This is a genomic window from Psychrobacillus vulpis (assembly GCF_006861825.1).
Lineage (GTDB): Bacteria > Bacillota > Bacilli > Bacillales_A > Planococcaceae > Psychrobacillus > Psychrobacillus vulpis.
Genome location: NZ_VDGI01000013.1, coordinates 100206 through 119437 on the forward strand (window position 1 = coordinate 100206; position 19232 = coordinate 119437).

General features: G+C 35.7%; 18 protein-coding genes. 12 read left to right on the plus strand and 6 right to left on the minus strand.

Annotation, left to right across the window (positions count from 1 at the left end; all coding sequences use genetic code 11):
• The 8 genes from FG384_RS12675 to FG384_RS12710 all read left to right on the plus strand — a co-directional run bounded on the left by FG384_RS12675 (position 1) and on the right by FG384_RS12710 (position 6931).
• A complete protein-coding gene (locus tag FG384_RS12675; RefSeq protein WP_142642969.1) occupies positions 1-861 on the plus strand; it encodes a branched-chain amino acid ABC transporter permease in 861 nt (286 codons plus the stop codon).
• 9 nt (positions 862-870) lie between these two features.
• On the plus strand, positions 871-1881 hold the full coding sequence (locus FG384_RS12680; RefSeq protein WP_142642970.1) for a branched-chain amino acid ABC transporter permease: 1011 nt from the start codon (positions 871-873) through the stop codon (positions 1879-1881).
• Positions 1878-2906 (plus strand): 3-oxoacyl-ACP synthase, encoded by a 1029-nt coding sequence (locus FG384_RS12685; protein ID WP_142642971.1) that lies wholly within the window; start codon positions 1878-1880, stop codon positions 2904-2906. The genes FG384_RS12680 and FG384_RS12685 overlap by 4 nt, the downstream gene beginning before the upstream one ends.
• A complete protein-coding gene (phaZ, locus tag FG384_RS12690) occupies positions 2903-3787 on the plus strand; it encodes an intracellular short-chain-length polyhydroxyalkanoate depolymerase (protein WP_142642972.1) in 885 nt (294 codons plus the stop codon). Before FG384_RS12685 ends, phaZ begins: the two co-directional genes overlap by 4 nt.
• A 53-nt stretch (positions 3788-3840) precedes the next feature.
• A complete protein-coding gene (gene fabG / locus FG384_RS12695) occupies positions 3841-4581 on the plus strand; it encodes a 3-oxoacyl-ACP reductase FabG (RefSeq protein ID WP_142642973.1) in 741 nt (246 codons plus the stop codon).
• 18 nt (positions 4582-4599) lie between these two features.
• Entirely contained in the window at positions 4600-6087 is a 1488-nt protein-coding gene (locus FG384_RS12700; RefSeq protein ID WP_142642974.1) for an AMP-binding protein, read from the plus strand.
• A 122-nt stretch (positions 6088-6209) separates the two neighbouring features.
• Complete coding sequence (locus FG384_RS12705) at positions 6210-6635, plus strand: acyl-CoA thioesterase (RefSeq protein ID WP_142642975.1); 426 nt, start codon at positions 6210-6212, stop codon at positions 6633-6635.
• On the plus strand, positions 6635-6931 hold the full coding sequence (locus tag FG384_RS12710) for a hypothetical protein (RefSeq protein ID WP_142642976.1): 297 nt from the start codon (positions 6635-6637) through the stop codon (positions 6929-6931). Before FG384_RS12705 ends, FG384_RS12710 begins: the two co-directional genes overlap by 1 nt.
• 288 nt (positions 6932-7219) lie before the next feature.
• Here the strand turns inward: FG384_RS12710 and FG384_RS12715 are convergent, their stop codons facing one another.
• Both FG384_RS12715 and plsY read right to left on the minus strand, forming a co-directional pair.
• Complete coding sequence (locus FG384_RS12715) at positions 7220-7513, minus strand: HesB/YadR/YfhF family protein (RefSeq protein WP_142642977.1); 294 nt, start codon at positions 7511-7513, stop codon at positions 7220-7222.
• Between the two features lie 24 nt (positions 7514-7537).
• A complete protein-coding gene (gene plsY / locus FG384_RS12720; protein WP_142642978.1) occupies positions 7538-8143 on the minus strand; it encodes a glycerol-3-phosphate 1-O-acyltransferase PlsY in 606 nt (201 codons plus the stop codon).
• A 261-nt stretch (positions 8144-8404) separates the two neighbouring features.
• Between plsY and parE the strand changes: the two genes are divergently transcribed.
• Genes parE through FG384_RS12735 form a run of 3 tightly spaced genes read left to right on the plus strand, consistent with a single transcriptional unit; the run spans position 8405 to position 14019 of the window.
• Complete coding sequence (parE, locus tag FG384_RS12725; protein ID WP_142642979.1) at positions 8405-10378, plus strand: DNA topoisomerase IV subunit B; 1974 nt, start codon at positions 8405-8407, stop codon at positions 10376-10378.
• Positions 10375-12807, plus strand: coding sequence for a DNA topoisomerase IV subunit A (parC, locus tag FG384_RS12730; protein WP_142642980.1), 2433 nt, complete (start codon positions 10375-10377; stop codon positions 12805-12807). Before parE ends, parC begins: the two co-directional genes overlap by 4 nt.
• Positions 12808-12816: 9 nt before the next feature.
• Positions 12817-14019 (plus strand): MFS transporter, encoded by a 1203-nt coding sequence (locus FG384_RS12735; protein WP_142642981.1) that lies wholly within the window; start codon positions 12817-12819, stop codon positions 14017-14019.
• Here FG384_RS12735 and FG384_RS12740 read toward each other — a convergent pair.
• The 4 genes from FG384_RS12740 to FG384_RS12755 all read right to left on the minus strand — a co-directional run bounded on the left by FG384_RS12740 (position 13969) and on the right by FG384_RS12755 (position 17076).
• A complete protein-coding gene (locus FG384_RS12740) occupies positions 13969-14220 on the minus strand; it encodes a hypothetical protein (protein ID WP_142642982.1) in 252 nt (83 codons plus the stop codon). The two genes, FG384_RS12735 and FG384_RS12740, sit on opposite strands and share 51 nt — an antisense overlap.
• A 1044-nt stretch (positions 14221-15264) precedes the next feature.
• Entirely contained in the window at positions 15265-15648 is a 384-nt protein-coding gene (locus FG384_RS12745; RefSeq protein ID WP_142642983.1) for a hotdog domain-containing protein, read from the minus strand.
• 33 nt (positions 15649-15681) lie between these two features.
• Complete coding sequence (locus tag FG384_RS12750) at positions 15682-16467, minus strand: AraC family transcriptional regulator (RefSeq protein ID WP_142642984.1); 786 nt, start codon at positions 16465-16467, stop codon at positions 15682-15684.
• 33 nt (positions 16468-16500) lie between these two features.
• Positions 16501-17076 (minus strand): LysE family translocator, encoded by a 576-nt coding sequence (locus FG384_RS12755; RefSeq protein WP_142642985.1) that lies wholly within the window; start codon positions 17074-17076, stop codon positions 16501-16503.
• Between the two features lie 524 nt (positions 17077-17600).
• On the opposite strand from FG384_RS12755, the gene FG384_RS12760 reads away from it, so the two are divergent.
• A protein-coding gene (locus FG384_RS12760; protein ID WP_240793422.1) for an IS3 family transposase occupies positions 17601-18742 on the plus strand; the annotation gives its coding sequence in 2 pieces (ribosomal slippage) (positions 17601-17871 and positions 17871-18742; 1143 coding nt in all).
• Positions 18743-19232 lie beyond the last annotated feature (490 nt).

Sequence of the window (19232 nt, forward strand, 5' to 3'; positions counted from 1 at the left end):
ATGGAGTTAATCATTAATTTATTAATCAATGGTCTAGCAACAGGAATGTTAATTTTTCTTCTCGCAGCTGGATTAACATTAATATTCGGATTAATGGATGTATTGAATTTTGCACATGGTGGGCTTTTTGCATGGGGAGCCTTTTCAGGTGTTTGGTTTTATGGACTTACAAATAGCTTCACAATAGCAATCATAGGAGCAATTGTTACAGGAATTGTCCTTGGTTTTATTACAGAAAAGCTAATAATAACGCCAGTTTATGGTAATCACATTCAGCAAATACTTATTACACTTGGCTTTATGATTGTGTTATCAGAGATGCTGAAAGTAGTTTTCGGTCCAAATCAAATAGCAGCTAAAACACCTCCATTGCTGTCAGGGAGCTGGGAGCTTGGTGAGGTAATTATTATTAAATACCGTTTGTTCATCATCATAGTTGGATTCGTGATTTTTGGGATTTTTCAATTTATATTAAAACGTACCAAAATCGGATTAATCGTACGTGCGGGTGTAATGAATAAAGAGATGGTGCAAGCACTTGGTATTAACATTAAACAAGTATTTTTATATGTATTTATGGTTGGAGCTGCTCTTGCTGCTTTAGGTGGAGTATTAATGGCTCCTTACTCCGGAGTAATTTACGCAGAAATGGGTATGGAATTTGCTATTTTAGCTTTTATCGTTGTTGTTATTGGTGGGATGGGAAGTTTTCCAGGTTCTCTTCTTGCAGCAATACTCGTAGGACTTGCAGGTAGCTTCATGGCGTACTACGTTCCTGCTCTATCACTTGCGGTTAATATGATGCTAATGGCTATTGTATTAATTTTCCGTCCGCAAGGTTTGTTTACAGTGAAAGGATGATGATGCGTAATGAAGTCTAAATTTCAAGTTAATAATGGGGTACTACTAGTATTAGTAGCTGCTCTTGCTGTTTTTCCATTTGTGTCTGACTCCCGCACATGGACGATCTTACTTACCCAAATATTTATCTTCTCTATTTTGGCGATGAGCTATGATATTTTACTAGGTTATACAGGAATTGTGTCTTTTGGTCATGCAATGTTTTTTGGAATGGGTGCCTATACAACAGCAATCATGCTAAATAAATTTGAAGCTAGTTTAGGAGTATTTTTTTTCTCGATCGCTATTGGCATGATTATAGCTGGAATCATTAGTTTTTTAGTAGGGCTACTTACTTTACGGTTAAAAAGTCATTTTTTTGCGATGTTAACATTGGCTGTATCTGGCTTATTTTTAGTACTTGCCGAAAAATGGAGAACATTAACACATGGAAATGATGGATTCACCTTCCGTGCACCTGAATTATTTAAAGATAGAGTGATGTTTTACCTATTAGTGCTTATTTGTTTAGTACTCGTATACTTTTTCTTGCGCAGATTCGTAAGTTCTCCACTTGGAAGAGTATTAATAGCTGTCCGTGAAAATGAGCAACGGACGAAATCATTAGGATATAAAACATTGCATTACAAAGTAATAGCTTCTGTCGTTGCAGGTATCGTTGCAAGTTTAGCAGGATCTTTGTACGCAGTTTCCTTGCGTTTCGTGAATACAAGTGTTTTGACAATGGATATTACATTGGATGCATTGCTTATGACCATTATAGGTGGAGTAGGAACATTAATAGGTCCTATTATAGGTGCTGGTGTCATCGAATTAGCACAGCATTATTTATCAGGTCTTGCTAAGGAGCATCCTATTTTTGAAAGATGGATTATTTTCTTCGGTATCATTTATATATTAGCGGTCATATTTTTCCCAAGAGGTATTGTTGGTACGATTCGCTATGCTTTTTGGAAACGAAAAAACAAAGATGTGAGTGTAGTTCTAAACACCTCTAAAGTAAAGGAGGTTGCAAAATGACAGTAGGAATCGTTAGTACTGGTGTTTACTTACCAGAAACAATCATGACTGCTGAGGAAATCGCTACCCTCTCGAATTTACCAATAGATGTTGTTCAAAACAAAATGGGTATCACACAAAAACCAATACCAGGTCTAGACGATCATACGGTTATGATGGGTATTCGAGCTGCAGAGAAAGCCCTTCAAAAAGGAAAGGTTGATCCAAAGACGATTGATCTTGTCATTTATATAGGAGAAGAACATAAGGAATATCCATTATGGACCGCAGCGATTAAATTGCAAGAAGAGATAGGTGCCTACCATGCTTGGGGTTTTGATGTTGCCCTCCGTTGTGGCACGACTATAATGGCTATTAAAGTAGCGAAAAGTATGATGGAATCAGATTCTACTATTAATACGGTTCTACTTGCAGGTGGCTATCGAAACAGTGACTTTATCGATTACACAAATGAACGTACACGTTTCATGTTTAATCTTGGTGCAGGTGGAGCAGCAATGATTCTAAAAAAGGATCATGATAAAAACATTATATTGGAATCTGACATTATCACAGATGGATCATTCTCAGAAGATGTAGTCGTCCCAGTTGGAGGAACTAAAGAACCCCTTACGACGGAGCATTTACAAAAAGGATTATTTCGTTTAGATGTAATGGATCCTGAAGGTATGAAAGCTAGGCTCGAACAGAAATCGATGCAAAACTTTTTAAAGGTTATTCGTAATTCATTGTTGAAAAGCGGTTACTCAGAGGGAGATATTGATTATTTAGCTATACTTCATATGAAAAAATCTGCTCATGATTTTGTCTTAGATGAATTAGGGTTAACGGACGAAAAATCTATTTACTTAAGTGATTACGGACATATTGGACAAATGGATCAAATTATTTCGTTAGAGCTCGCAGAGAAAGCTGGGAAGTTAAAAGACGGAGACTTAGCAGTTTTAGTAAGTGCTGGGATCGGCTACGCTTGGGGAGCAGTAGCTGTAAGATGGGGAAATCATGAAAGGAGTGTAAGTAAATGAGTTTACAAAAAGTGCAATTATCAAATGGAGAATCCATTGCGTATCGCGAACGTCCAGGCGGTGAAGAGGTGATTGTGTTAGTTCACGGAAATATGACCTCTTCTAAGCATTGGGATGTTTTAATCGATAAGTTAGATACACGATATAAAGTGTTCGCTGTGGATCTTAGAGGTTTTGGACAATCGACTTATCATACACGTGTACAAGGAATAAAAGATTTTTCAGAAGATCTAAAAGGTTTTGTGGATGCATTAGAGCTAAAACACTTTCATTTGATCGGTTGGTCTACTGGTGGTGCAATTTGTATGCAGTTTGTTGCTGATTATCCTGGTTACTGCGAGAAACTAGTACTACTTGCATCTGCATCTACGAGAGGCTATCCGTTCTTTGGTACAAATGCAGATGGCTCACAAAACTTTGAGCATAGACTACAAACTTTGGAAGAAGTAGAAACAGATCCTTCTAAAACATTAGCTATGCAAGGATTATATGATTCTAAAAATAGAGAAGGATTAAAAGCAGTTTGGAATGCAGCTATCTATTCTCATAATCAGCCATGTGAAGAACATTATGATGCATATGTGGAAGATATGTTGACCCAGCGCAATTTAGTCGATGTTTACTATTCTTTAAACACTTTTAATATAAGTGCTTCTCATAATGGAGTAACAAATGGAACAGATCAAGCAAAAGATATAAAGATTCCTGTATTAATCTTAAGAGGAGATCGTGATTATGTTGTCACGGAAGAAATGACACAGGAAATTGTAGCTGACTTAGGTGACAATGCTACTTATGTTCCGTTAGTCAATTGCGGTCATTCTCCATTAATCGATGATTTGGAGCAGTTAACTCAACGTATCGAATCATTTTTAAGTTAGATAAAAGCGAAATCAAATAAGCCAAGGAGAATTGGACTAAAGGAGAATGCATAATGAGATTAAAAGATAAAGTGGCAATTATTACAGGTGCTGCAAATGGAATAGGATTAGCCGCAGCTCTTCGGTTTGCAGAAGAAGGAGCAAAAGTAGTCTTAGCGGATTATGATGCGGAAGCTGGATTAGAGCAAGAAAATGCTCTGACGGCACAAGGGTATGAAGCAAAGTTTATCCAAGTAGATGTAGCTAACCGAGAAAGTGTAGATTCCCTTGTTCGACAAACAATTGAGCATTTTGGAAAAGTTCATATTTTAGTAAATAATGCTGGAATAACAAGAGATGCAATGCTCACTAAAATGACAGTAGAAGATTTTTCCCGTGTTTTGGACGTGAATTTAACAGGAGTTTTCCATTGCACACAAGCAGTGGTTCCTCATTTAGTTGAGCAAGGCCATGGAAAAATTATTAACACATCTTCCGTAACTGGTGTTTACGGCAATGTCGGTCAAACAAATTATGCTGCATCGAAAGCAGCTGTTATCGGAATGACAAAAACTTGGGCGAAAGAACTTGGACGAAAAGGAATTAATGTAAACGCTGTCGCGCCTGGTTTTACGTATACTGCGATGGTTGCAAAGATGCCTGAAAAGATTATCGATCAGATGAAATCAGTAGTTGCCTTACAACGACTTGGAGACCCTAGAGATATTGCGAACGCTTATTTATTTTTAGCTTCAGATGAATCTAGTTATGTTCATGGTCATGTGCTTCAAGTAGATGGTGGGATCATGATGTAACGAAAGGAGCGGTGCAATGTGTATACAGAACAAGCTTGGATTTATAAACGTGCAGCACTGTCTCCAACAAAAACTGCTTTAATTGATAGCAATTCGGGGGAAGAATGGAGTTATGAAACATTAACCAATCATATATCCAAATGGATGCACTATTTCCAACGTCAAGATTATAAGAAGGGCGATCGAGTCGTCATTTTGTCACAAAACAGAATCGAATTATTTGCCATTTTATTTGCTTGTGGAATGAAAGGACTTCTTTACGTTCCGCTTAACTACCGATTAAGTAGATCAGAACTTACTTATATACTAGATGATTGTCAGCCGGTTCTCATTATTCATGATGAGGAGCATCAATCTATTTGTAATACATGGACAGAAGTGGATCGATTATTAGTCAACACTCTGTTTGATGATATAGCATTATTCGAACCTAACATTCATTGGGAGGCAACTGATCCTTGGATCATCATATATACTGGTGGAACAACCGGTAAACCAAAAGGAGTTGTCATTTCTTTTGAAGCTGTGAACTGGAATGCGATTAATACGATTATTAGCTGGGGACTAAGTGATTTAGATTGTACATTAAATTACATGCCTATGTTTCATACTGGAGGCTTAAACGCCCTTTGTATTCCTATTTTGATGTGTGGCGGAACTGTTGTAACTGGTAGTCGTTTCGATGCAGAAGAGGCTCTAATAGCGTTAAATACATACAAGACGACTCTCTCTTTGTTTGTGCCAACGATGTATCAAGCTATGCTCGAGACAGAGTATATAAAAACAGCTAGCTTTCCAACTGTTAGAGTCTTTTTGTCGGGAGGAGCACCATGTCCAAAAAACATCTATTATCAGTTTGAAGAAAGAGGGATTCTTTTTAAAGAAGGTTATGGTCTTACAGAAGCCGGACCTAATAATTTTTTCATTCACCCTAATGATGCACTTAAGAAAAAAGGTTCAGTAGGAAAGTGCATGCAATTTAATCAAGTAAAGGTTGTTAATGATTTTGGTGAACCTTGTAAAATAAACGAAGTCGGAGAGCTATATATATATGGAAAGCATGTGTTCACTAAGTATTGGAACAATGAAATAGAGACAACAAGAACATTTGATAATGGATGGCTGAAAACAGGCGATCTAGCTAAATGTGATGAAGACGGTGATTATTATATCGTTGGAAGAAAAAAAGAGATGATCATTTCAGGCGGAGAAAATATTTATCCGCAGGAAGTTGAGCAGTGTCTCGTATTACATCCAAATATACGAGAAGCAGCGGTGATTGGTGTCAAAGATGAGAAATGGGGAGAATGCGTTACCGCCTTCTTAACATGTAAGGAAACAAAAGAATTTTTTGAGACGGAAATCATTCAACATTGCAAAAAGTCGCTTGGAAGCTATAAAGTGCCTAAGAAGGTATTCATTCTACAAGAGCTTCCACGAACGGATGTTGGTAAAATAGATAAAAAAAGGTTGCAAGAACTAGCTTTATGTACACAAAAGAAATAAAATATAAAACTTGCAGTCAGTTAGAATGAAATAACTGACTGCATTATTATGTACGGTATGGCAATCTCTCTTTCAGCTTTTTATGTCATCTTTTTGTATAATAAGTTTGAGGTGACATTTATATGTTTATAAGCGAAAAAGAAATTGAAGTACGTTATGCAGAAACAGATCAAATGGGTGTTGTGTATCATGCAAATTATGTCATATGGTTAGAAATAGGTCGTACTAAACTTATTCAAGATTTAGGGTTTACATATGCTGGTTTAGAATCAGATGGTTACATATCTCCCGTTACAAATGTGAATATTAACTATAAATCTTCTGTTAAATATGGGGAAACAGTAGTCGTGAGAACATGGATAGAAACACACGGCAAGCTTCGTACTACATATGGTTATGAAATAGTACATGAAGACGGTACAGTTGCATCTACTGCCACATCTGAGCATGTCATTGTCAAAAAAGACAATTTCCGCCCAGTATCCCTCAGTAAGATCAGTCCAGATTGGGATGCTAAATACAGAGAAATTGCTAAGGTGATCGATTAATGGCTTTTGGAATCACACGTGAGGAATTATTGAAATGGAAAGCTTCAGTTAAAAAAGAACAAATAGCTTTTCTCACTCACTATTGGCTAGATGAACGCTTCCCTGGTTGTAACACTGTTACAAAAGTAGGTTGCAGTAATTTAGCAACATTAATCGAATGGGGGAAACAATACGGATTAAAGGAAGAGTGGATTGATCATAAAGAGGATTACCCACATTTTGATTTGTTTGGACAATACGAATACGACATTATGAAAAAAGAAGGACAGCTGGAGCAGCTTAAAAGATTTAAATAGTTTGTTGCATCGTTACCATAAATAAAAGACATCCGGAAAGAGAAACCCGGATGTCTTTCAAAAATCAGAAATAAGATCTTAAAAATATAGTTTTGTCTGTTTTCATGAAGCGAGATTCTGTTAAATATCCATTGCGAAGGTGATATTTCAGACTGCCTTGAAAACGCTTGGCAGTCGAGGCGCGCCAGCATGAGGCGGAAGCGAATAGAACTTAAGTTCATGAGCTTACAACGATGTGCAAGCAACGAAGAATGAAAGCGTTTGTCAACAGTCTGAAGCGTGATTCTCTCACGCTTTTTTATATGAATATGCAAGCTCATCTAATTTTGAATCTACATCTACATACAAGTCATGTCCATCGAAAAACCATGCGTCTCGTTCTTCTATGAAGAACATAATATCGTCATTTTTCACAGTTACGGAAGGAATAACTGGTGTATCCATTGTCATGCCAATTGAAAATCCATCATGCAATGGACTTGATCCACCATATCGAGCATAAAAGCGAATTGTATCACCGGATTTTGCTTCCATTTCTTCTTTAAACCATCTTAGTGCATTTGGAGAGATGAAAATTTTCACATTAACCACCAAGCTTTCATTAGGTTATATCCATTTTACTTTTGGTTCAGTTCCTTCTTTAATTCGTTTAATGTTAGAGCGGTGTCGATAAAAGATGAAAATTGTTATAATCAAAATAATACCAATCAAAGGTAAATCATGTTCGACTGTAAAATAATAAATAACGGAATATAAAAGGGCAATAAGAGCTAAAATCATTGATGTAAGAGAAACCATTTTCGTTAGCTTGAGTATAATGAAAAAACCAACTATTAATAGTATAAATATCGGCCAGTTATACCCAAGAAGAATCCCACCAGAAGTTGCAACAGCTTTCCCACCTTTAAAGCGAGCAAATATAGGAAACATATGGCCAACCACAGCTAAAATTCCTAAAATTAAAGGATGGATATTCGTTGATTCAAAAAATGGTAATGACCCGAGAAGAGTAGCTGCAGTCCCTTTCAATATATCCATGATCGTAACTACTAAACCTGCTTTTTTTCCAAGTGTGCGAAACGTATTTGTTCCACCCAAATTACCGCTTCCGTGTTCACGGATATCCGTATTATAAAATAACTTTCCAATCCAAAGACCGGATGGAATTGAACCAATCACATAAGCAAGTAAAAGTAAAATGATAATAGTCATAGTATACTCCTTTAATGAGAACTCTAATAATATATTGAACTTTCTTAGTTTAACATGTACGCTAAGTTCTGTTCAATGTAAAGAAGGATTTACGAGGATAAATATAGAATGCTAGTCATAGGTGAATTGCAATCTATTTCATATTTATTTACAATTAAGTTTCGGTGAGTATACTGGAACTATTGACAGACACACTTTCTGTTTGTACGCTTAAACATAAGTGAAGAACAGATGTTTTGTTTTTTTTGGAGGGGAACATATTTGAGTAAAAAAGATGCTTTAACAAGTTATAGTGATGACGATATTCAGGTTCTTGAAGGATTAGAAGCCGTTCGAAAGAGACCTGGTATGTATATCGGCTCAACAGATGCACGAGGGTTGCATCATTTAGTATATGAGATTGTTGATAATGCAGTGGACGAAAGCTTAGCAGGTTTTGGTGACCATATTATTGTAACAATTCATGAGGATCAAAGCATTACAGTCCGAGATTTTGGACGTGGAATGCCAACTGGAGTACATAAAACTGGTAAACCAACTGCTGAAGTCATTTTTACCGTTCTACATGCTGGAGGAAAATTTGGACAAGGCGGTTACAAAACAAGCGGAGGTCTACACGGTGTAGGGGCATCTGTTGTGAATGCGCTATCATCAGTCGTTGAAGTTATCATACATCGTGATGGCAAGAAATTTATCCAACGTTTTGAAAATGGTGGTGTAACAGTACAATCACTAAAAGAAATAGGGAAAACGAAAGAAACAGGAACATCTGTTCATTTTTTACCAGATAGCTCCATCTTTTCTTCCGTTAAATACAATTATGAGACGCTAAGTGAGAGACTTAGAGAATCCGCTTTTCTATTAAAAGGCTTAAAAATCGAACTAATAGATGAACGTACTGGTGTACATGACATCTTTTTTTATGAAACGGGAATTGAAGCTTTCGTTTCTTATTTGAATGAAGAAAAAGATATCATTCATCCTGTTTTCTATATGGAAGGCATCCAAGATGAGATAGAAGTTGAATTTGCTTTTCAGTTTAATGATGGATATTCAGAAACTATTTTGTCTTTTGTCAACAACGTTCGAACTCGTGATGGCGGTACACATGAAACAGGTGCGAAAGCCGCTTTAACAAGAGTTTTTAATGAATATGCTCGAAAAACTAATTTGTTAAAGGAAAAAGATAAGAATTTAGAGGGCTCTGATATCCGAGAAGGTATATCTGCTATCGTTTCAGTTCGTATTCCTGAGAATTTGTTACAGTTTGAAGGGCAAACAAAAGGAAAGCTTGGAACAAGTGAGGCAAGAAGTGCAGTAGATGGAGTTATTTCAGAAAAACTTCAATATATTTTAGAAGAAAATGCAGAGCTAACCGGATCTCTAGTTCGAAAGGCTATACGAGCACAACAAGCGAGAGAAGCTGCACGTAAAGCTAGAGAAGATGCTCGTAATGGTAAAAAACGCAAACGTTCGGACACAATTCTTTCTGGTAAATTAACACCAGCGCAATCACGAAATGCTGCAAAAAATGAATTGTATCTTGTCGAAGGAGATTCCGCCGGTGGATCCGCTAAACAGGGTCGTGACCGTACATTCCAAGCAATTTTACCTTTACGAGGGAAAGTAATAAATACAGAAAAAGCAAAACTGGCCGATATTATGAAAAATGAAGAGATCTCCACAATTATTCATGCAATCGGCGGAGGTGTTGGATCTGATTTTCAAGTATCTGATATTGCATACGATAAAGTAATTATTATGACCGATGCTGATACAGACGGTGCACATATCCAAGTACTTTTATTAACTTTTTTCTATCGTTATATGAAACCATTAATCGAAAATGGAAAAATATATATTGCGTTACCACCACTTTATAAAATTTATAAAGGGTTAGGTAAAAAAGAAGTGTTTCAATACGCTTGGACTGAAAAAGAATTAGATGCTGCAACTAAAAAGATTGGTAAAGGTTATATGCTTCAGCGCTATAAGGGACTTGGGGAAATGAATGCGGACCAATTATGGGATACGACTATGAATCCTGAAACACGTACATTAATACGAGTGACTATTGAAGATGGTGCTAGAGCAGAAAGGCATGTAACGACACTTATGGGGGATAAAGTAGAACCCCGTCGTAAGTGGATTGAAACGAATGTAAACTTTAGTTTAAACGATGATTCCAATATATTAGAAAATGAAAGAATTCACACGGAGGATGAGTTAGTATGACACAAACCGAACGATATCAAGATTTACCACTAGAAGAAGTGATCGGTGATCGGTTTGGACGTTATAGTAAATACATTATTCAAGACCGTGCTTTACCGGATGCAAGAGACGGCTTAAAACCAGTTCAACGTCGTATTTTATTTGCAATGTTCCAAGAAGGGAACACAAATGATAAACCTTTTAGAAAATCAGCAAAAACAGTAGGGAATGTAATCGGGAACTATCATCCACATGGTGATAGTTCCGTTTATGAAGCAATGGTTCGTATGAGTCAAGATTGGAAACTTCGCCACATGCTTGTAGAGATGCACGGGAATAACGGATCAGTAGACGGAGATCCACCTGCAGCAATGCGTTATACGGAAGCAAGACTTTCAGCAATTTCACATGAGTTGCTTCGAGATATTAACAAAAATACAGTGGACTATATACCAAACTTTGACGACTCCGATTCAGAGCCAGTTGTGTTACCGGCTCGTTTTCCAAACCTATTAGTAAATGGATCAACTGGTATTTCTGCAGGATATGCAACGGATATTCCGCCACATGCATTACATGAAGCTTTAGATGCAGTTTTAATGCGTATAGAAAATCCAGCTGCAACAATAGATGAACTAATGACTGTTATCAAAGGACCCGATTTTCCAACTGGCGGTATTATTCAAGGCATCGATGGTATTAAAAAAGCATATGAAACCGGAAAAGGTAAAATTGTTGTTCGATCTAAAACCGAAATCGAAACAATTAAAGGTGGTAAAGAACAAATCGTTATTACCGAAATCCCTTTCGAAGTGAACAAAGCTAATTTAGTAAAAAAAATTGACGAACAACGACATGATAAACGTTTAGAAGGAATTGCAGATGTTCGTGACGAATCGGATCGAACTGGTTTACGAATCGTAATTGAAATGAAAAAAGAAATTGATGCTCATGGCATTTTACAATTTTTATTCAAGAATACAGACTTACAAGTAACCTACAACTTTAATATGATTGCGATTCATAATCGACGTCCAACTATGATGACATTGCCATTATTATTAGATTCTTATATTGATCATCAAAAAGAAGTGGTAACACGTAGAACCGTATTCGATTTAAAAAAAGCAAGAGAACGTCTACACATCGTTTCGGGTCTGATGAAGGCATTATCTATATTAGATGACGTTATTCGAACTATTCGAGCATCAAAAGATAAAAAAGATGCTAAAAATAACTTAATAAGTTCATACGACTTCTCAGAACCACAAGCAGAAGCAATTGTGTCATTACAATTGTATCGACTGACGAATACAGACATTACGGACCTTCAAAAAGAAGAACAGACATTAAATGCATTAGTAAAAGAATTAGAGAATATATTAGCAAAAGAATCTGTTTTAATGAAAGTGATTAAAAAAGAACTTCTAGAAATTAGAAAACAATTTGCAGAACCACGTAAATCCATCATTGAAGACGAAATTGAAGAAATTAAAGTAACATTAGATGTATTAATACCAAGTGAAGAAGTAATTGTGACAGTCACGAAAGATGGCTACATAAAACGAACAAGTATGAGATCTTTTAATGCGTCCAATGGGCAAGATTTTGCTATTAAAGAATCAGATTACTTGTTATATCAAGAGCCGATTAATACACAACATCATTTACTTCTATTTACGTCAAAAGGGAACTATATTTATCAGCCTGTACATGAATTACCGGATATACGTTGGAAAGATCTTGGCCAGCACATTTCAAGCATAGTACCATTAGAAGCTAATGAAACGATTATTAATGTAATAGGGATCGAATCATTCGATTTAGATTTATGTGTACTTACTGCAACGAAAGATGGACAAATTAAACGTTCTTTACTTTCTGATTATGTTGTCCAACGATATGCACGTCCGATTAAAACGATGAATTTGAAAAACGAAGATGAACTTGTACTTGCTCAGCTTGTAGCACCTTCTGATGACGTATTAATAACAACTTACTATAGCTATTCAGTTAGATTCTCACTGGATGAAGTTCCGATTACAGGTGTAAAAACAGGTGGGGTAAAAGGTATTAATCTGAAAGATGATGATTTCGTAGTAAGTGTAAATGTGATTTCTCAAAATAGTACAGAAGACATTACACTAATTACGCATCGTGGTGCTGCGAAGAAAATGTCGCAAAAAGAAATTGAAGCAGGGGCACGAGCAAAACGAGGAATTGTAACGCTTCGTGAACTAAAAACGAATGCCCATCGAGTGTATACAGTTATATTAACGGATAAAGACGATGAACTTGTTGTGGAAACGGACAAAGGAGTTCAGGAAATCATTCAAACGAATACACTTCGTCCAACCGATCGCTATTCAAACGGTTCATTTATAGTGGATACAGATAAAGATGGTCAGCTTGTTCGAGTTTGGAAACAAATAGTCGAACAGAAAGATTAAAGGTGTCATATGTGGAGAAATGGGAATGTTTGGATTGTTTTAATAGGGGAATTGATTGCAGGTCTCGGTCTATGGAGTGGTATTATAGGCAACCTCGAATTTATGCAAGAAAAAGTACCTTCTGACTTTCATAAATCATTAATACTAGCAAGTGGACTATTAGCAGGTGTGTTAATGGGTCCACTTGCCGGTAGAATAATTGATCAGTCCAAGAAGAAGAATGTGTTAATTGTTTCTAGTATAGCTCGAGTGTTAAGTGTTTTATTTATGTTTGTTGCGATTTCAACTGGGTCTATATGGTGGATGGTATTGTTTCTAATTAGTTTACAAATATCTGCTTCTTTTTATTTTCCTGCTTTGCAAGCAACCTTACCCCTTATAGTAAAAGAGCAAGATTTATTGCAGTTGAATGGAATGCATATGAATATAGCAACTATTGCACGAGTAACTGGAACAGCAATTGCCGGTCTTATTCTAGTATACTGGCCAATCCAAACACTTTACATGATGTCTATGATTGCTTATGCAGGCTTACTCGGATTTACTTTTCTACTTAAGATTGATGAAACTAAGAAGCCTAAAGAGAAACTTGCAAAAGGGAAGAGTGGTTTTAAAGAGGTTTTCCCTATGCTGAAGGATAATAAAGTTGTGCTCATGACGCTTCTATTAGCACTAATTCCAGTATTATTTATTGGGTCCTTTAACTTAATTGTGATAAATGTCAGCGAAATACAAGACTCCTCGTCTATTAAAGGGATGATTTATGCAGTTGAAGGTATTTCATTTATGTTAGGAACTTTCGCTGTTAAATATATCGGAACAAAGTGGAAGATACAACATATACTATTTTTCTTTGTTTATGTTATTGGATTTGCAGAACTCTTATTATTTTTCGCGGATATGGCTTTCATTACTCTACTAGCATTTGCACTATTTGGATTTGCGATAGGATGCTTTTTCCCAACAGCTATGACGATTTTCCAAAAGCAAGTGCCTAAAGCAATTCATGGTCGTTTCTTTTCATTTAGAAATATGATGGATCGTGTCTCTTTTCAAGTAGTATTACTATCAACCGGTGCATTATTAGATATAATTGGTCTTCCATATATGGCAATTGTATTTGCTATAACAAGTATATGTTTATCTACATTATTTCTTTATTTATTGAAAAGAAACCGAGTTAATATTCAACTTCAACCAGAAAAAATATAAATAAAAAGCATTTCCATCAGGTACTATACCTTTTGCGAAATGCTTTTTATATTTTCTATGTTGTTGATCTAATTTCTCTTTCTTTGTTTTCGTCATCCGTACATGTGTACTAAAGTCGACATCATTACGTAGCATAGAGACGTCTTTACCCGTATTGCGAAGCTCATGCTCACGTTTTCGTTTGGCAGCTGATTTTGCCATTTAAACCACTCCTCATAAAGTATTAATCATACTATTTAAATATAAGATAAAAGTTTATAAGCAGCAAGATATTCATATTAAATTACCTTATTTTTATTTATAGTACAGAAGCAATATCAGACTAAAAGTGGGGAGAAGGAGTAACTAACACTAAATGTACCTATCACGTAATTAATAGAAAAAGTAACTTATGTAAGTATTAGAGTTAGACATAAAGAAATAAAAACAAATGCTTTTTTTTGAAAATAGAAATATGTATTTTAACTGGGTAATAGTTGTTATGTGAAGTAGAAATGAAATTCAGCAGGATAAACCCTAAATTGTAAAAAAATTATTCTTAAGTAAAAACTTCTTAGTAATTTATTTTTGAGTGATAAAACATAAAAAAATGAATTTCCTTAAAATATCTCACTGTTTCAAGTATACTTATTAAATGAAATACAACTTAAGATAATTTATATTATGTAAACTAAAATATCGAAACAATAAAAGAGGTCTCATTTTATGATTCCCCTTTGTACACGTACAAGAATCTCCCAACACGACACTCTACTCTATGTACCGGCTGGAACTTGCTGTACTTTGGTAGTATTGTCTATAAAAGAATACGAAGAGAATTTCAGATCTTCTTAACTACCATTTAACATTTAGTATGTATTATACCTTTAACGCTATTATTGAATCGACTTCAAAATTTCTTTTCTCGATTTATAACAATTTAACCTTGTCTGATTATCTCAATGTCCTTATGTAATATTTCTTCAATATTAAATGTAATTCTATATTCATGAAAAATCACTACTTAAAATGAATAATGTTTGTAATGTGCATTAATACTACAGATTTTTTTCCCTCTTTAAAGTCTATCAATGGCTCATAAATCCCCATATCCTCAAAACAGTTGTTAAATCTACAAATCTAAAGACTTTATTAAATAATACCCTGTTTTTTATATCGTTCTTCAATACTTGCCTCCGAAGTATTGAAAACCGCTACGTTAGTAGCTTCTTGAACTAACCTACCCAGTTATAAAGTATATAGAATTTAAAGTATTATCCCTGAAAAATCCCCTTTTAATACTTCTTTTAGATTCTGATTTTTACATAAAAAAGATGCAGTAATAGCTGTTCTATTATTTTTATTTTCTTGCCTTTCGTATTTTTCAATTTTAACTTCACAAATTATTGTATCTCCCGTAAACACAGGTCTTAAAAACTCAAAATTCATCGTACGGGCCAGAACGTTATTATCTCCACCCACTTTTGTTGGCAGAGTTGCCGTCAGTAACCCTTGAACTACAAGTCTTCCCTGTTCATCTGGGGTTAGATGATGAATCCCTTCATCTCCCGAAACCTTAGTAAACAATTCAACATCTTCAACTGAAAAATTCCGTTCAAATGCAATAATATCTCCTACTTTTAAAACCAATTTTATTCCCCCTTTATTTCAAATCCTTTAATCTTATCTGACTAAATTTAGATGTGACATATATTCAAATGCTGTTGTTCCATATACGCTTTTAAAGTGTTTATTTAAATGGGTTAAATCGACAAAACCACATTCAGCTACTGCTGAATAAATATCTCTGTTTTTCTCTATTAACTTCTTTGCACGTTCTATCTTGCAGTTAAGAAAATATTGGTATGGTGGAATTCCAGTATGAGCCTTGAATGACCTGATAAACTGAAACTTCGATACATTAAGCTCTTTACATATCTCGTCGAGTTTAAGTACATTATTCAAGTCGGCATGAAGCATATCCTTTGCTTTTCTAACTAAAGTGTCATCTTTCTTATAGTCGGTAGAAAGATTAGTTTGAAGTAGGCTATCTGTTAGGAATAAGAGTAATTCACTGCACATAGCCTCATCTTTTTCGCTTAATATTGCATTAGCAAGACTTAATATATTTTGTTTAATTTTATCATAATATACAATAGGGGTTGAAAAACGTACTATGTCCTTTTTCCCAATAGCCTCTAAAAGCAATTCTGGCTCAATATATATCATTACATAATCAAGGCCTGCCTTATCATGTGCCATTCCGTCATGTGCCTGTTCTGGATTAAAAAGCATAACACCATTTGGATAGGATAATTGTAAACTACCATCCAAGTTATAATGTTGAATACCACGCAATGTTACACCCATTGCATACTCCATGTGAGAGTGCTTTTTATACGTAAAATCAGTAATACTTGCAGACAACGCAGTAATACCAGCCGATTTTTTATAGATAAATTTGTCCATCTAATTCACCTCTTAATAGTTTACTTAGCCTACCTAAATCCATATCATTATTGCTGCATAAACTAAAAATAGTGCCATTATTACATTAACAATCTTCTTATGATTCTGTAAAAATTGTTTGAAGATTGTACCGAAAAGAACCCATGTAATAAACGCTAAAAATCCAATGATAGTTATAACTATAACACTTATAGTTAACGCAGGCATTGCGGTATAGTAGGGCAATATAAAGCCAGGAATTATAGTCATTGTAAATAGTACCACCTTTGGATTTAAAAACTGCATAAGGAAGCCTGACGCAAAGGTAGCGGTTTGGTTTACACTTGGTTTTGTTGTGTCCATTTTGTAAATTTGATAAGCAAGATAGAGCATATAAAAGCTTCCGATTAACTGCATAACGATCAAAATTTTAGGTATGATTGTTATAAGCATAATATTCAACATGACTGAAATAACGAGTAATAAACCAAAAGCAATAGTTGCCCCATACGTATATTCCATTGCCTTTTTTGTCCCCAAATTATGTACTGTGGATAATATGACGATATTAGTTGGTCCTGGTGTAATAGTAACAATAAAACAGTATATTAAAAATGATGTAATATTCACGAGGAAACTCCTTTCAAGTTTTCTCATGTAACTATACATCTTTATATTTAATGGCATATAGTATGTTATTGCAGAATTAAAGCTTCTGAAATGTTAACTCCATAAATTCACGGTGCTGATGACAGTGAAACATATAAAATCAATCGGTAAGCATCAATGAGAATTAATCCCTCCCCCCTTCGCCTTTTGGCTGGAGCAGATCAACTTCTTCGGTGAGTATAGCTTTGTGCTCAATACACCAGTCTGTGTTCATTAACTCGGTCCACTATAGACGTAAAAAGTCCCTGGTTTCTGCTAAACGGAAGCGCACTGACCTAAAAAAATGAGACAAATAAAAACACCTTTCGTTGAAAAACGGGTATACAATACCTAAATCATCAATGCGGAGGTGTTTTTTCTATGGGGACAAGAGTTAGTTATCCAGTAGAAGTNTGCACTGACCTAAAAAAATGAGACAAATAAAAACACCTTTCGTTGAAAAGCGGGTATACAATACCTAAATTCAATACGGAGGTGTTTTTTCTATGGGAACAAGAGTCAGTTATCCAGTAGAAGTGAAAATGAAGGCCATTGAAATGCGGTTGGCTAAGGTGCCAGTAAAAGAAGTAATGGAAGAATTGAATATTCGGAACAAAACGCAATTGAAGACATGGATGCGGTGGTATCGAAATGGAGAAATCCATCGTCTCCATCAACCAGTTGGTAAACAATATACCTTCGGTAAAGGACCAGAATATGACAGTGAGACAGCCAAGTTACAGACAGAGAATCGGTATTTGAAACAGCAGATTGAAGTCTTAAAAAAGTACGCAGAATTGGAAAGGAAGTGGCGCCAAAAGTAGTCATCCAATTAGTCGAAGAATTAAAGGATATTATGCCAATAGCCGAGATCTGTCGGCACCTAGGTGTAGGTCGCTCATCATACTATCGTTGGAGAAAGAATGAGGATCAACTCACTCCAAAAGAAATTCGAGATCAGCAGATTGGCGACTTGTGCAAACAGCATAAATTCCGATATGGTTATCGCAAGATTGCCGCTCTATACACAGGAGTTTGTGAGAAAACTGTGCAGCGTACTATGCAAAAATATGGTTGGCAATGTAGAGTAAAGGTGAAGAAACGGAAGCGTACCGGGCAGCCAGCATACGTCGCACCGAATTTATTGGCACGTGATTTCTCAGCATCTAAACCCATGGAGAAGCTAGTAACGGATATTACGTACTTGCCTTATGGCCAATCAATGATGTATCTTTCTAGTATTCTCGATGTCTTCAATGGTGAGATTGTGGCACAAACTATCGGTTTCAAACAAGACACCGACTTCGTGTTGGACACGCTTCATCAATTGCCCAAGCTACCGGAAGGTTGTATCCTGCATAGTGACCAAGGTTCTGTTTATACATCCTATGCTTATCAAAAAGCAGTCAAAGAAAAGGGAATTACCATGAGCATGTCCCGCAAAGGCACGCCAGCTGATAATTCCCCAATCGAAACGTTTCATTCCTCTCTAAAGTCTGAAACGTTCTATCTCGACGATATCTATCGCACAACGAACGCATGTGTGATACAGATTGTCGAAGAATACATTACTTATTATAACAATATCCGTATTCAAACGAAATTAAACAGCCAATCGCCGGTTCAATACCGTCAATTGGCTGCATAATAGGGTGTTTTATTCCTGTCTCAATTAGGGTAGTCAGTGCCTAAGCAAGAGGGGTTTTTAGATGGAGAAAGTTAGATTTTGATGTTGTTTGGAGAAATAGATGTAAAATAAAGAAAGTATTTAGAAAGTATTTAGAAAGTATTTGAATTTGCAGTTATGGAAGTTTAATTTGCGATTGGGTAAACTGAACTTGCGATTAGCGGATATGAGTTTGCGATTCCAAGAAATCGGTCCAAAGAAAGCACCTGAATTTGCGCTTATGAAGGTTTAATTTGCGATTCTAAGAAATCAGTCAAAAGAGAGTACCTGAACTTGCGTTTATAAAGGTTTAATTTGCGATTAGGTAAACTGAACAGTCAAGTACTTATAATTGTGTAAAATGCTAATTACAAGTCTTCAATTGTTTTGTATCACAAACAGATTCTGTTCGAAGTATGAATTTGATTGGATTGGAAGGGGGTACCCCCTTCCAATCCAATCAAATTTCGCG